Origin of the sequence: Corynebacterium gottingense, from assembly GCF_007559235.1 — a bacterium.
GTDB classification, from domain to species: Bacteria; Actinomycetota; Actinomycetes; order Mycobacteriales; family Mycobacteriaceae; genus Corynebacterium; species Corynebacterium gottingense.
On the sequence record NZ_VMHH01000011.1, the window covers coordinates 1 to 14,939 of the forward strand.

At 65.5% G+C, this 14,939-nt stretch carries 13 protein-coding genes; 10 read left to right on the top strand and 3 right to left on the bottom strand.

Features of this window, described 5'->3' with window-relative positions; all coding sequences use genetic code 11:
• The first annotated feature begins 468 nt into the window (after nt 1-468).
• Nucleotides 469-1,410, top strand: coding sequence for an acrylyl-CoA reductase family protein (locus FPH17_RS10295; RefSeq protein WP_154880367.1), 942 nt, complete (start codon nt 469-471; stop codon nt 1,408-1,410).
• A 421-nt stretch (nt 1,411-1,831) separates the two neighbouring features.
• On the opposite strand, the gene FPH17_RS10300 is transcribed toward FPH17_RS10295, so the two are convergent.
• The 3 genes from FPH17_RS10300 to FPH17_RS10310 all read right to left on the bottom strand — a co-directional run bounded on the left by FPH17_RS10300 (nt 1,832) and on the right by FPH17_RS10310 (nt 5,018).
• On the bottom strand, nt 1,832-2,086 hold the full coding sequence (locus FPH17_RS10300; protein WP_154880369.1) for a hypothetical protein: 255 nt from the start codon (nt 2,084-2,086) through the stop codon (nt 1,832-1,834).
• 24 nt (nt 2,087-2,110) lie between these two features.
• Complete coding sequence (locus tag FPH17_RS10305; protein WP_154880370.1) at nt 2,111-3,406, bottom strand: inorganic phosphate transporter; 1,296 nt, start codon at nt 3,404-3,406, stop codon at nt 2,111-2,113.
• A 133-nt stretch (nt 3,407-3,539) separates the two neighbouring features.
• Nucleotides 3,540-5,018 (bottom strand): DUF5129 domain-containing protein, encoded by a 1,479-nt coding sequence (locus tag FPH17_RS10310; protein WP_238397033.1) that lies wholly within the window; start codon nt 5,016-5,018, stop codon nt 3,540-3,542.
• A 101-nt stretch (nt 5,019-5,119) separates the two neighbouring features.
• On the opposite strand from FPH17_RS10310, the gene FPH17_RS10315 reads away from it, so the two are divergent.
• The 9 genes from FPH17_RS10315 to FPH17_RS10355 all read left to right on the top strand — a co-directional run bounded on the left by FPH17_RS10315 (nt 5,120) and on the right by FPH17_RS10355 (nt 14,918).
• On the top strand, nt 5,120-6,187 hold the full coding sequence (locus tag FPH17_RS10315; RefSeq protein WP_154880372.1) for an LLM class flavin-dependent oxidoreductase: 1,068 nt from the start codon (nt 5,120-5,122) through the stop codon (nt 6,185-6,187).
• 142 nt (nt 6,188-6,329) lie between these two features.
• The gene (locus FPH17_RS10320) at nt 6,330-7,448 is read left to right on the top strand and encodes an ABC transporter ATP-binding protein (protein WP_154880374.1); all 1,119 of its coding nucleotides are present in this window, start codon (nt 6,330-6,332) and stop codon (nt 7,446-7,448) included.
• A 9-nt stretch (nt 7,449-7,457) separates the two neighbouring features.
• Nucleotides 7,458-8,732, top strand: a complete 1,275-nt coding sequence (locus FPH17_RS10325) for a DUF4032 domain-containing protein (protein WP_154880376.1) — start codon at nt 7,458-7,460, stop codon at nt 8,730-8,732.
• Nucleotides 8,733-8,832: 100 nt separating this feature from the next.
• Nucleotides 8,833-10,188, top strand: a complete 1,356-nt coding sequence (locus tag FPH17_RS10330; protein WP_154880378.1) for an ABC transporter substrate-binding protein — start codon at nt 8,833-8,835, stop codon at nt 10,186-10,188.
• A gap of 18 nt (nt 10,189-10,206) precedes the next feature.
• The gene (locus FPH17_RS10335; RefSeq protein WP_095278628.1) at nt 10,207-11,052 is read left to right on the top strand and encodes a carbohydrate ABC transporter permease; all 846 of its coding nucleotides are present in this window, start codon (nt 10,207-10,209) and stop codon (nt 11,050-11,052) included.
• A gap of 4 nt (nt 11,053-11,056) precedes the next feature.
• Nucleotides 11,057-11,956: a carbohydrate ABC transporter permease gene (locus FPH17_RS10340; protein WP_095548014.1), complete on the top strand. Its 900-nt coding sequence runs from the start codon at nt 11,057-11,059 to the stop codon at nt 11,954-11,956.
• Between the two features lie 403 nt (nt 11,957-12,359).
• Entirely contained in the window at nt 12,360-12,983 is a 624-nt protein-coding gene (locus FPH17_RS10345) for a MusI family membrane protein (protein ID WP_414437242.1), read from the top strand.
• Between the two features lie 353 nt (nt 12,984-13,336).
• Entirely contained in the window at nt 13,337-14,095 is a 759-nt protein-coding gene (locus FPH17_RS10350; RefSeq protein WP_154880382.1) for a chymotrypsin family serine protease, read from the top strand.
• Between the two features lie 64 nt (nt 14,096-14,159).
• Complete coding sequence (locus tag FPH17_RS10355) at nt 14,160-14,918, top strand: chymotrypsin family serine protease (RefSeq protein ID WP_154880384.1); 759 nt, start codon at nt 14,160-14,162, stop codon at nt 14,916-14,918.
• Nucleotides 14,919-14,939 lie beyond the last annotated feature (21 nt).

Genomic DNA, 14,939 nt, shown 5'->3' on the forward strand with positions numbered 1-14,939 from the left:
GGTCGGGGCCGTTTTGGGGCGGTTGGGAGCGGCGAAACGCAGCACCGGCAGCAACCCGCGCACGCGAAAGCGGGCCCGCCCTGGCTTCCGTTCCAGGGCGGGCCCGCCGCACTTACGTAGTTACATTCTGCACGATCGCCGTGCCCGCGGGGCCGGTTTTCGCGGCCGGATTCGCACCAGCGCAAGCGCCGACGCGAACGCCGCGCAACCTAGGCGCGCGGGAGGACGGCGATGGGGGTGGCGTCGAAAAGCGTGGCAATGCCACGATCTTCCGAGCGGAACCACTTGTGCAGTCCGTCAATGAGAGCCTTCACAAGCTCACCTCCTTCCGTGTCAGCGAAAGGTTGTTAACCTTCCGTTCATGCGGGGGTAACTTTAAGTTACCGGGAATCGTTTGTCAACACCCACTATCTGCGCGCTCCCATCAACTTAGGCGGCGAGGCGTCAAACCTCCGTATACTTGCCCGCATGACACGCACGCTGATTGTTACAGAGCAAGGACCGGAGATCGTCGAGACGCGCGACGAGTTCGCGGGCGAGGGCGACACGCTGATTCACGTCAGCCACTCGTCCATCAACTACAAGGACGCGATGGCACTGAGCGGCAACCGCGGCGTCCTGCGCCACCTGCCCACCGTGCCGGGCATTGACGCAGTGGGCACGCTTGATGACGGCACGCTGGTCACCGTCAACGGCCGCGGCATCGGCGAGCGCCGCCACGGCGGGTACACGCCGCAGCTGCGCATCGACTCCACCCACGTGATCCGCGTGCCGGAGCGCTTCAGCGCGGCGGACGCGGCCGCGATCGGCACCGCCGGCTACACGGCGGCGCTGTCGGTGGCGGGGTTCGAGCGGGCCCTGTACGAGGACACCGCCGAGGGCCCGGTGCTGGTCACGGGCGCAACCGGCGGCGTCGGCTCCATCGCGGTGCAGCTGCTGGCCGCTCGGGGCCACGAGGTGTGGGCGTTGACCGGGCGCGTCGATAAGCATGGCGACTGGCTGCGCGAGTTAGGCGCGAACGAGGTGCTGGACCGCGCCGAGTTCGCCGACGCGGGCAAGCCGCTGCAGAAGGCGCGCCTCGGCGGCGTGGTGGACACGGTCGGCTCGACGATCCTGGCCAACGCGCTCGCGCAGCTGCGCTGGGGCGGCGTGGCCACCGCGTGCGGCATGGCCGCCGGCAACGACCTGCCCGCCAGCGTGCTGCCGTTCATCCTGCGCGGCGTGCAGCTCGTGGGCATCAACTCGGTGGATACGCCGAATGCGCTTCGCGACGCCGCGTGGCAGCTCCTCGACGAATCCCTCGACCTCGCCACGATCCGCACCGAGACGATCGGGCTGGACGACGTCGCCGAGATGGGCCGCCGCGTCCTCGCCGGCGAGCACAGCGGCCGCACGGTCGTCGAGCTCTAGCACCGGACCGTAGCGCCGCGCTCTAGCGCCGAGCACGACGAAAGCCGCCGGGACCAGCACTGCGCTGGACCGGCGGCTTTCTCTTCCCCCGATATGAATCGGCCGTTAGGCGTCCGTGCGCACGGGTGCCAGGACGTCGATGGGGGAGACTTCGGTGTGCGGGGGGATGCCCCGCTCCTCGTCACGGAACCACGCGCGGAAGCGTTTCAGGAACTTCATACGGGTTCACCTCCTTTCCTCTTAGCGGAAGGCGTGTTTACCTTCCGTTCATATTTGAGAAACACTAGGTTCCGGTAAATGGTTTGTCAACACCCACCATCTACGCGCACCCACCATAACCGATAACCCCGCAGCGTAGACACGAAAAAGCGCCGGACCAAAAAGGCCCGGCGCGGTTTCGCCCAGCGCGTGGGAGGGAGCGTTAGAGGAACGGGTAGGGGTCCCAGCCCGTGATGTATTCAATGCGCTCGCGGGCGATGAGCAGGAGCGCCGCCACCACGGCGATGAGCACCAGCGCCATGAAGAACCAGGCGATAGCCTTCTTGCCGCCGGACACCGGGGTGCCGTCGTCGGTGGGGGAGAGGAAGTGGATGCTCAGGGAGAAGAGGGTCGGCAGGCCGGCACCGAGCAGGATGCCAACTGCGGTGACCAGGAAGAGGGATTTGATGAGTTCCATGGTGATAATCCTTTCTGGTCGCGCTTACTTGCGGTGCTTGTTGTTGACAGCGGTGCGGGTTGCGGTTGCGCCCGCCAGGCCAGCGCTGGTGTCGACGAAGTCCGCCGGCTCGCCGTAGACCTTCTTGTCAGCCGAGTCAGCGGAGGTGCCGAGGGCGCCGCCGTCCTCGTCCCAGTCCTCGTTGACGTTGTCCTTGTGCACCGGAGCCTTGGAGGCGCGGTAGAACATGTAGCCGCCGCCCAGGGCAATGATGAGGGCGATGGCGACGCCGCCCCACACCAGGTCGCTGCCCGCGGAAGCGGCGCCGTTGCCGATCCACCAGATGACAAAGGAGACGAACGCCGCGACCGGCAGGGTGGTGATCCAGGCCAGGGCCATGCGGCCGGCGACGGACCAGCGGACCTCGCCCTTCGGGCCGGTCAGGCCGGAGCCCATGATGGAGCCGGTGGCCACGTGGGTGGTGGACAGCGCCATGCCCAGGTGGGAGGAGGTGAGGATGATGGCGGCGGAGGAGGTCTCAGCGGCCATGCCCTGCGGCGGGTGGATCTCAACGAGGCCCTTGCCCAGGGTGCGGATGACGCGGAAGCCGCCGGAGTAGGTGCCGATCGCGATGGCCAGCGCACACGCCAGCTGAATCCAGAACGGCATCGGGTGGTCGGAGTCGAACTGGCCGGCGGCGACCATGGCGAGGAAGATCACGCCCATGGTCTTCTGCGCGTCGGAGGTACCGTGCGCGAGCGCGACCAGGGAGGCGGAGCCGATCTGGCCCCAGCGGAAGTAGCGGTCGCGGTGCTCCTTCTCGGAGTGGTTGGTAATGCGGTAGACCAGCCAGGTACCAATCAGGGCAACCAGGCCAGCGACGAACGGCGCGGCGAGCGCCGGGATGATGATCTTGTTCAGCACACCGACCCAGACGACGCCGTCGAAGCCGATGGCGGCGATGGCCGCGCCGATCAGGCCGCCGAACAGGGCGTGCGAGGAGGAGGACGGGATGCCGAAGAGCCAGGTGAACAGGTTCCACATGATGCCGCCGCCGAGACCGGCGAAGACGACAAGGAGGAGCCTTTCAGAGTCAATTGGGTTGCTCAGGTCGAACACGTCGAGCTCCACGATGCCGCCCGCAACCGTCTTCGCCACCGCGACCGAGAGGAACGCGCCGACGAGGTTGAGGATACCGGCGAGTGCGACAGCCACCTTGGGTGTCAGCGCGCCGGTGGCGATGGACGTTGCCATCGCGTTTGCAGTGTCGTGGAAGCCGTTAGTGAAGTCGAAGAACAGAGCAACGACGATGATGAGGACAAGCAGGATCGTAATACTCACGGGAAGAAAGTATGCGCCTCTTATGTAACGCTGTCGATACTAAAAGCGAGAATTCATGTAAAGGTAAACTTTCCGTTTCCCGACGTTTGCCATACACCGCCGAGTTGTGGCCCCGACCACAACTTCGCCGACCCTAGAACGAGCTCGACCCGCCCGCTCCGGAGAACCCGGAACTGAAGCCTGTGTTGACCCCGCCGCCGGAGCTGCTCGACTCCGCGTCCTGCGCCGCCTGCACGTTGTCGTGGTGCCACGAGGACATCGCCACGTACGGCACGTAGCCGGAGTAGACGTAGCCCGGGTCCGTCAGCGTCGGGCGCTCGAGCTCCTTGTATTCCTTCACGTCGCTGAACTCGCGGCGCTTGACTTCGTCGAGAAGCAAGCGGTAATCGCTGAGCAGGCGGACGAAGCGGTCGAGGAAGTCGGGCGTCTCCGGGGCGGCGTCGAGGGCGTCGACGCGCTCCTGCAGCCGGGCAAGGTCGCCGCGCAGCGTCTCGTCCTTGACCTCGTAGCGGGCGCGGACGATGTCCTCGCGGATGTCCGTGAGCAGGTTGCGGCGGGCCGGTCCGTCGCCGCGCTCCACCTCGAAGAGCCGGTTGATGTTGTCCTCGGCGTGGCCGGCGTCCTCGAAGGTCTGCGCCGCCTCGCGCAGGTTCTTCGCGCTGTCGTAGGCCTGCTCGTCGGTGGCCACGCTGTTGCGCTGCGTCACGTCGTGCAGCGCGAGGAAGCGGTCGCGCACCTCGACCCACTCGTCGCGCATCTCGGCGTTGGCAAAGGCCGAGGACACCGAGTTCGCTCGGACGTCCAGCTCGTCCAGCCGCTGGCTCAGACCCGTGTATTCAGTCGCCAGCAGCGCGTGGTCTTCCCGCGCCTGGTTGATCGCTTTTCGACGCTTCCGCCTCCGCTCCGCCACGATCGTCCCGCCCAGCAGGCTCGCGCCCGCCGGGATGCCGGCTCCCGCCACCGTCCGGCCGACGCGGCCGCCTTCCGCATCATTAACGCCCCACTGCTCGGCCTTGTCCCCGTCCATGGCCAGGTTCGCGCCGGCGAACACGGCCGCGGGCAGGTTGTTGTCGCGCAGCCCCGGCTTCATCTCCTCCAGCACCGATTCCAGGCGCTGGCCTTTGCGCAGCTTCAGCTGGTCGGCGACGTCCCCGCCTGCGAAGACGAAGTGGTTGCGCGACTCCATGTCCGCGCCGAGTATGAGTACGCCGTCGGCGAAGGTGTCGTTGCCAATCTCGTCCGGGAAGTTGTCGCGCAGGAAGTTCTCCACCGAATCGTTGACGTTGTCGCGGCCCTCGGAGAGGTAGATGTAGTGGACCGTCTGCACCGTGTCGGGGTGGGGGAGGCGCTCCGCGTCGCGCTGCATCTGGGCCTCGTCGTCAGCACTCACGATGTCCTGCGGGTCCGAGATCACCAGGTTCGCAGCGTCGGTTTGGGTAGACACGGCGAACTCGGCAGCGTCGGGGACGTCGGCCGTGGCGAAACTGGCCACGCCGCCACCCACCGCGAGCAGCGCCGTCGCACCGAGCACGACCGCCCAGTCCTTCAGGCCGGAGCCCTTCGCGGGCACGATGTTCTCGGGAGTGTTACGTGCGTGGGGGTTCGTAGCCATAGACCAAAGCATAGCGAGCCGTTGGGGCACGGACATGAGCACAGGCGGGGACGGACCGCTATCATGTTTTGTTGATACGTCACCACGGAGGAGTGTGAACCATGAAAGCATTCGGCTTCCTAAGCTTCGGGCACTACGCCTTCGGCGGCCAGCGCGGCCCATCCGCAGAGAAGATCGCGCAGATTCACCTGGAGGTCGCCCAGGCGGCGGACGACATCGGGGTGAACAACGCCTCCTTCCGCGTGCACCACTTCGTACCGCAGGCCTCGGCGCCGATGCCGCTGCTCGGGGCCGTCGCGGCCACCACCAAGCGCATCGAGGTGGGCACGGGCGTGATTGACATGCGCTACGAAAACCCGCTCTACCTCGCCGAAGAGGCCGCTTCCCTGTACCAGCTCTCCGGTGGGCGCGTGGCCCTCGGCGTCTCCCGCGGCGCCCCCGAAGTCGCCGAGCGCGGCTGGGAAACATTCGGTTACAAAGGCGACGCACCAAACGGCGCGGATGTGGCGCGCCGCCACCTCGAGGCGTTCATGGCTGCGGTGGACGGCAAGGGCTTCGCCACCGCCGCACCGCTGGACAAGCAGTACCCCAACATGTTCCAGCCCGGCTCCGCCCTGCCCGTCTTCCCCACGGCGCCGGAGCTGCGCAAGCACATCTTCTACGGCTCGGGCACGCATACGTCCGCGGAGCAGACCGCGAAGGACGGGCTGAACCTCATGTCTTCCACCCTGGTTTCAGAGACCACCGCCCACACCCTGGGAGAAATCCAGGCCGACCAGGTCAGCCGCTACCGCGCCTCGTGGAAGGAAGCGGGCCACGACTGGACACCCCGCGTGTCCGTCTCCCGCTCGATCTTCCCCATCGTCGATGGCGCGGACATGCAGCGGTTCGGCATGCAGGCCTCCGGCACCGACCAGGTGGGCGCGCTGCCGGACGTGGGCACGACAACCTTCGGCCGCACCTACGCGGCGGAACCAGACACGCTCATCGAGCAGCTCAAGGCCGACCCGGCCGTCATGGCTGCCGACACCCTGCTGCTCACCATCCCCACCGGGATGGGGGTGGACGTGAACGTGAAGATTCTGCAGAACTTTGCCACCCACGTCGCCCCAGCGCTCGGCTGGCAGCCGAACGCGCAAGGCCCGGTCACCGGCTACCCCATCGACTAACCCCCTGCGCGCAAGAAGCCAGCTGATCCCACACCCGCGCGGGTAACCATGCCCACCCCCGCCCGTTTCGGGGGTAACCTTGTGGGCGACCAATTTTCCCCACTACGGATCGTTCGGCACGTACCTGCCGATGGAGGACACCATGGCTTCAGTGACCTATGACAAGGCAACCCGCATCTACCCTGGCGCGGACAAACCCAGCGTGGACAAGCTCGACCTGGAGATCGCCGACGGCGAGTTCCTCGTTCTTGTCGGCCCGTCCGGCTCGGGCAAGTCGACCGCCCTGCGCATGCTCGCCGGGCTGGAGGACACGAACGACGGGCGCATCCTGATCGGGGACCGCGACGTCACCAACGTCAGCCCGAAGGAGCGCGACATTGCGATGGTGTTCCAGAACTACGCGCTGTACCCGCACATGACCGTGCGCGAGAACATGGGCTTTGCGCTGAAGATCGCCGGTCAGGACAAGGACGAGATCAACCGCCGCGTGGAAGAGGCGGCGAAGACGCTGGACCTCACCCAGTACCTGGACCGCAAGCCGAAGGCGCTCTCAGGCGGCCAGCGCCAGCGCGTGGCCATGGGCCGCGCTATCGTGCGCGAGCCGCAGGTGTTCCTCATGGATGAGCCGCTGTCCAACCTGGACGCGAAGCTGCGCGTGCAGACCCGTACGCAGATTGCCAACCTGCAGCGCCGCATGAAGGTCACCACCCTGTACGTGACCCACGACCAGACCGAGGCCCTCACCATGGGCGACCGGATCGCGGTACTGAACTTCGGCGTACTGCAGCAGGTGGGAACCCCGCGCGAGCTGTACGATCACCCGAACAACGTGTTCGTGGCCGGCTTCATCGGCTCCCCGGCGATGAACCTGTCCACCTTTGATGTGGACGCGCAGGGCGTCGCGCGCCTGGGCCAGGCGTCCATCCCGCTGCCGCAGGAGGTCAGCTCCGCCGTCACCGAGGCGGACGGCGGCCAGATCATCCTGGGCTTCCGCCCCGAGGCGCTGACGCTGGTGGAGAACGCGGAGCACTCCATCCCGGTAGAGATCGACTTTGTGGAGGAGCTGGGCTCCGACTCCTTCCTCTACGGCCACCTCGCCGGCGGCGGCTGGAAGGAAGAGGGCCTGCAGGAGGAAACTTCGGGCCAGATCGTGGTGCGCACGGCACCGCTGTCCGGCGTGCGCGAGGGCGACGTGGTCCACGCGCAGATTGCGGAGGGCGGCCTGCACGCCTTCTCCAAGGCCACCGGCCAGCGCATTTAAGGCCCACGCGTGCAAGAGAAACTCAGCGTTCTCTCGCCAACCTTCGCGCCCACACTGCTGAAGATGCCGTGGTCCACCCCGCTTGAAGGGTGGAGCACGGACCTTCTCGCTGCCCTGCCGCGTGGCATCTCGCGCCACACGGTGCGCCTCATCGAGGCGGACGGGCTGACCTTCGCGGTCAAGGAGATTGGCGAGCGCGTGGCCTACCACGAGTACAGAAACCTGCGCCGCCTGCAAGAACTCGGCGCGCCGTGCGTCGTGCCGGTCGCGGTGATCAGCCACCGCCGGGACGCCGTCGGCGAGGAGCTGACCCCCTGCCTGGTCACGCAGCACCTCCGCTTCTCGCTGCCGTACCGTGACGTCTTCTCGCGCACGCCGGCGGCAGAGGTGGTGTCCAAACTGGTCCGCGCCCTGGCGGTGCTGCTGGTGCGCCTGCACCTGCTCGGCTTCTACTGGGGCGATGTTTCACTGTCCAACACGCTGTTTCGCCGCGACGCCGACCAGTTTTCGGCCTACCTGGTCGACGCGGAGACCGGAGAGTTCCACGAGCCGCTCTCAAAGGGCCGCAGGCTTTACGACGTCGACGTGGCCCGCGTCAACATCATCGGCGAGCTCATGGACCTCCAGGCCGCAGAGCTGATCGACCCGGAGGCAGACGTGATCGCACTCGGCAACGCCATCGAGGCCGTCTACCTGGAGCTGTGGGACCTGGTCACCGGCGAGCTCGTGGTGGAGGGCGACGCGTTCGACGCGATTGCGAAGCGCGTCGCCGCCGTCAACGAGCTCGGCTTCGACGTGGGCGAAATGGAGATTGAGAACGAGGGCAACCGCTATCGCATCATCATCGAGCCGGCCGTGTTCTCCACCGGCTTCTACCAGAAGAAGCTCCTGCAGCTGACCGGCCTGCACGTGCAGGACCGGCAGGCGCAGCGGCTGCTGGGGGAGATGGAGGTGTACCGCGCCGTGCGCTACGGCGGGAAGCTGCCGCTGGAGGCGGTGGCGCACCGATGGATGGTGCGCGAGTACGAACCGGTGGTGGCGCTCACGCCCGAGCCGTTGCGGGAGAAGCTGGAGCCCGCGCAGATCTTCCACGAGATCCTGGACCACCGCTGGTTCCTCAGCCAGAACGAGCACCGGTTCGTCCCGCTCATGCAGGCCGCGGAGTCCTACTTCCAGGGGGTCCTTCCGGGGCACCGGGACGAGGCGATGGTCTACAGGCAACGTTTAAGTTTACCCCCGGATCACCCCCAACCCGCGGAGGGTGAGGATGATAGTACCAGCTAAGACCACCGTATAGGTGTTATGCATGGAAGGCATTGTTGGTCCTGCCAGGTAGTCCTAACCTTGAGAGGGTAAAGAACAACCTAAAAGCGAAGGACCGCCGATGAGTACGACAACCCGCGCGGCTCGCCGAGTGCTGGCGACCGTGGCGACGGTGATGGTGGCGTCGATAAGCTTGGTTGCGTGCGGAACTGACAACGGGCCGAGTGTGTACTACCTCAACTTCAAGCCCGAGCAGGCCGAGCAATTCAAGACGATCGCCGCGGAGTATACGGAGGAAACTGGCATTCCGGTCAAGGTGGTCACCGCCGCCTCCGGCTCCTACATGCAAACGCTCAAGGCCGAGATGGCGAAGAGCAACGCGCCGACCCTGTTCCAGGTCAACGGCCAGGAGGGCTACGGCATTTGGAAGGACTACCTGGCCGACCTCTCCGATTACGAGGTCGTGCAAGAGCTTAACGACGACGCGCAGCCGATCACCGACAAAGACGGCGCCGTCCGCGCCGTCCCCTACGCCCTGGAAGGGTTCGGCATCCTCTACAACGAGGAGATCTTCGACCGGTACTTCGCCCTGCCCAACCCCGCCGTGGCCTCCATGGACGAGGTGAACAACTTCGGCGCGCTCAAGGCGGTCGCCGAGGACATGCAGGCCAAGAAGGAGGAGCTGGGTATCGACGGCGCGTTCGCGGTGACCAGCCTCATCGCCGGCGAGGAGTGGCGCTGGACCAACCACCTGATGAACGGCCCGTACCACTACGAGATCCAGGACCGCGGCATCACCGAATTCACCGAGATGCCCACCATCGACTTCATCTACGGCGACCAGTACAGGCAGATGCTGGACCTGTACCTGAACAACTCGACCACCAAGCCCGCGCTGGCCGCGTCGCGCTCCACCAGCGACTCCATGGCGGAATTCGCCACCGGGAAGGCCGCCATGGTGCAAAACGGCAGCTGGGCCTGGAGCCAGATCGGCGGCGAAGGCTCGACCGCTGTCAAAGAAGACAAGATCAAGTTCATGCCCATCTACATGGGCCTGCCCAACGAGGAGAACGTGGGCCTGAACATTGGTACGGAGGCCTACATGGCCGTGAACAACAAGGCCAGCGAGGAAGACCAGCAGGCCACGCGCGACTTCCTCAACTGGCTGTTCCTCTCTGACCAGGGCAAGCAGCACGTGGTCAACGACCTCTCATTCATCGCCCCGTTTAAGAACTACGGCCCCGAAGACGTGCCGGACGATCCGCTGGCGCACCAGGTGCAGGCGGCGCTGACGGACGAGGACTCCGAGACCATCCCGTGGGACTTCCAGTTCAGCCCCAACCAGCAGTTCCGTGACCTGTACGGCCAGAACCTGGCCCAGTACGCGATTGGCAACATGAGCTGGGACGACGTGGTAGCCAAGCTCAAAGAGGACTGGGAGTACGAGATGGCCAACCAGATTGCCCTGCTGGACTAGGGAGAGGAGCACACCACCATGCAAGCATCACTGAAAAAGTATTTCCCCGTCTTCGTCCTGCCGACCCTGCTGGCCTTCGCCATCGCGTTCCTGGTCCCGTTTGTGATCGGCTTCTTCCTCTCGTTTACCAAATTCACCACGATTACCGACGCCCACTGGGTCGGCCTGGAGAACTACGGCCGCGTCTTCGAGGAACGCGAAGGATTCGTCCACGCCTTCGGCTTCACCATTGCCGTGGCGATCGTGTCCATCATCACCGTCAACGTGATCGCGTTCGCCATCGCGTGGACGCTGACCCGCAAACTCAAGGGCACCAACTTCTTCCGCACGGTGTTCTTCATGCCGAACCTGATCGGCGGCATCGTGCTCGGCTACACGTGGCAGTCCATGATCAACGCGGTGCTGGCCCACTACGACACCACCATCGCCGCCGACAGCAAGTTCGGTTACGCCGGCCTGGTCATCCTGATGAACTGGCAGCTCATCGGTTACATGATGATCATCTACATCGCCGGCCTGCAGAATGTACCGCCGGAGCTCATCGAGGCCGCCGAGCTGGACGGTGTGAGCAAGTGGGAGATGCTGCGGCACGTCACCATCCCGATGATGATGCCGTCCATCACTATCTGCCTGTTCCTCACGCTCTCGAACACGTTCAAGCTGTTCGACCAGAACCTCGCGCTTACCGACGGAGCACCCGGGCAAGAGACCGAAATGGTCGCCCTCAACATCGTCAACACCATGTTCAACCGCGTCGGGGCCGAGGGCGTCGGCCAGGCGAAGGCCGTGATCTTCGTCGTCGTCGTGGTTGTGATCGCAATGTTCCAGCTGCGCGCCACCCGCAGCAGGGAAGTGGAGGCATAGGACAATGACAACGAAAGTAAGTAAGGGACAGCGGGGCGTCGATAAGCAAAAAGCCGCCAGCGAGGCCAAGGTCTCCGGCGGGGCGAAAACGCTGATCTACGCGGTGCTGATCTTCCTCACCATCGTGTTCCTCGGGCCCATCCTGTTCATCCTGCTCAACTCCTTCAAGGACCGCTTCGCCATCTCCACCAACCCCTTCGCGCTGCCGGTTGGCGAGCTGTGGGCGGGCCTGAGCAACTACATCACCGGCGTGCAAGGCGAAGGCTTCGGCTGGGCGATCGTGTGGTCCTTCGTGATCACGATCCTGTCCGTCGTGGCCATCGTGTTCTTCTCCTCCATGACCGCGTACTACATCACGCGCGTGAAGACGTGGTGGACCAGCGCGCTGTACTACCTGTTTGTGTTCTCCATGGTCATCCCGTTCCAGATGGTCATGTTCCCCACCGTGGTCATCGCCGACCGCCTCGGCCTGGCCAACCCGCTGGGCATGGTCGTGCTGTACATGGGCTTCGGCGCCGGACTGTCCGTGTTCATGTTCTCCGGCTTCATCAAGTCGATCCCGCTGGAGATCGAGGAAGCAGCGACCATCGACGGCTGCTCGCCCGTCTCCACCTTCTTCCGCGTCGTCATGCCGATGCTCAAGCCGACCGCGATCACCGTGGCAATCCTCAACGCCATGTGGATCTGGAACGACTACCTCCTGCCGTACCTGGTCGTCGGCCTGTCCACGCCGTACCGCACGATTCCGGTCGTGATCCAGCAGTTCATCGGCTCCCAGGGCGACCGCGACCTCGGCGCCATGATGGCCATGCTCGTGCTGGCGATCCTGCCGATCATCATCTTCTACATGGCCGCGCAGAAGCACATCGTCGAAGGCGTCGCCGCCGGTGCAGTGAAGGGGTAGGTCGAGTTCGGCTGGCTTGGCTGGTTTGGCTGGTTGTTGGCGTCGGGATCGGTTTCGGTCCCGGCGCCTTTGCTGTTGGTGGCTGGTTGTCGCGGTCGGGTCCAAACGGAGCTAGCTCCATTTGCGGTCGCTGCCGGAGCGCGACCAGGGGTTTTGGGTGGTGGCGGGAGCCAAACGGAGCTAGCTCCATTTGCAGTAGGCCGTGGTTCGCGACCAGGTGTTTTAGATGGCCGGCCGGGCCAAACGGAGCTAGCTCCATCTAGACCGCCCGCGGCACAGTACCGGCACCGAGCCGCCGCCTCCGGCCGCGCCCCGCCAGTCAGCCCCAGCCGCCGCCCCGCCGATCCGCGGCCATCCGCGCCTGACTGGTCCGGCGCCACCAACTACGCTGGTCCGGGTGAACATGTTTAACCCGGACTCGCGTTTCATGTCCGCCTTCACGCTGATGGCGGACATTGTCATTCTCAACATGCTCATGATCCTGTCGAGCCTGCCCATCGTCACCGGCGGCGCCGCGCTCCGCGCCGCAAACGTCGTCGTCGGCGACATGATCCAGGGCCTCGGTTCGCGGTATGCGTTGCAATACCTGAGGGAGTTTCGTCGACAAGCGCGCCCCGCCACGCTGTGGTGGCTGGTGCTGCTCGTCGCCGCCGCCGTCCTCGTCTACGAGCAATGGGTCCTCTTCCAGGCCGGCATCGACGGCGCCGCGCTCTTCGCACTCCAAGCGCTCGCGCTGTCCGGCGCGATGGTGCTCGCCGCGATCTCCGTGTGGTTTTTCGCGCTCGAATCGTTGCCTTCGCCTATCGACGCCTCCGCATCCCCCTTCTCACTCGCGATCATAATGACCTTCAAGCACCTCATATACACGCTCGGCGCCCTCGCCGTGCTGTGGATGGGGGTATCGCTCGTGCGATTCCTGCCCCTGGTCGTTGCCGTACCCGCTGTGTTCTTCGCCGTGCCCGCCCTGTGCGTGTACGTCATCCGGCTGGTGCTCGCGCAGCCGCTCGGGCAGACGCTGGGGGAGTAGCGGGAATCTTGAAACTTGAAGGTTCGACGGCCAGCACCGCCCTGACGATGACCGTCGCCCCTGCTTTCGCGGCAGAAGATACGCCATCTTCGTCGGAGCATTGCGGCGAATGCGTCAAGGACAAGAAGGGGTGGAAGGAGTGGTCCTTAGAGAAAGGGGGCTCGAAATTGGAACGTTGTCGCCGTTCACGATGTGCAATCTTTCGAGCAGCCTCACTGACATGAGTGAGGACATGAGTGACAGTAGTGAGCACATGAGTGAGGCCGCGCCCCGCCACACCACGCACCTGACGACGAATACGTATCGCAGCAGCACCACCCAAGAATAGAATGAGCCTCAAAAGGGAGGCCGTCATGAAGAAGCGCACAGCCAGCATCGCCGCGGCAGCGCTCATGCTCGCCGGAGCTGGCGTCGGCGGCAGCGCAGGAACCGCGGATGCGTCCACGTTGCCGCCGGGCGCCACCGCGGGTTCGTCCACGATCAGTGCGATGCTCGGGGCGAATGCGCCACAGGGGACCGCGGTGAAGCAAGGCGACAGGATCCGAGTGCAGCGACTCCTGTGGGACTTCAACTGCACGCTCGGCTACGTCGATCCGCGCGCGGGCGTTGGATACACGGCCGGGCATTGCGGGCTCCCCGGCGAGCCGGTGCTCAACGCGAATTACCAGATCATCGGTCATTTCGAGGCATCGAACGGGCTCTCCATGAACCTGAACATCCCGTTGGCGTACGCAGCGGACGTCGTGCCGTCGCTCATGCCGCAAGTGTCTCGGGGCATGCTTGCCGACGTCGCCCGCATCCGCTTCAACCCCGGCGTCGTAGCGGGTGGCAACGCGTTTAGTGGCGACCGGGTCGTGCCTCTCGGCGAGGTGCGACACGGCGACCGGATCTGTGCCGTCGGCGCGCAGAGCCAGCGCGTGGTCTGTGGCACGGTGGACAAGGTCAACGGTGACACCACCTACGCGTTCCAGCACGGTTTGATCCCGGGCGACTCGGGCGGTCCCGCGTGGATCCCGGGGAAGGGGTTCGTCGGCGTGAACAGCGGCGGGTCCACCAACATGGCCGGCACCGAGGGGTACCGGGAGGCGTTCGCGCACCCGCGGGCGCTGTAGGAACGGAGCCGCAACCACACACGCAACCGAGCGTTCTTCCAGCGCACCGGATAAAGTTGGTGCAATGAAGAAGAAAATAGCCAGCCTGGTCGCAGCGGGTCTCGCGCTCGTTGGCGCGGGCACCGGAGCGACCACCACACCTGCGAACGCCGCGGCGCTGCCGCCGAACAGCACGATGGGTTCATCCGCGGCGAGCGGTGCGCTCGGTTTCAACGCGCCCGCGGGCACCGTGGTGAACCAGGGGGACCTGATCAGCGTCTTCCACGGCATGTGGCTGGACGATTGCACGCTCGGGTACGTCGATCGGGGCGCGGGGGTCGGCTACACGGCCGGGCACTGCGGCTTCGCCGGCGAGCCCGTCCTTAACGCGAACAACCAGGTCATTGGCTATTACGAGAACTCGCATCACCTGCTGCCGGCGCTGGACATCCCGCTCAGCTACCTGGCGCAGTTCTTCCCGGCGGCGCTGCAGTTCGCCTCGAAGGGGCCGCTTGCAGACGTCGCCCGCATCCGCTTCATCCCCGGCGTCGTCCCCGGGGCGAACTCGTTTACGGGCGATCGCGTCGCGCCGATCTGGGAGGTGCAGCCGGGCGATCAGGTGTGCGCCGTCGGCGCGAAGAGCCAGCAGGTGTACTGCGGCTCGGTGGACAAGGTCAACGGCGACACCACCTACGCCTTCCACCGCGGCCTGCGCCCGGGTGACTCCGGCGGCCCGGCGTGGATCCCCGGCAAGGGCTTTATCGGGGTGAACTCCTCGCTGTCCGAAAACGTCGCGGGGACGAAGGGCCAGCGCACCGCGTTCGCCCACCCCAGCGCGCTGTAGCGACCACGGCCCGCCCCCCAA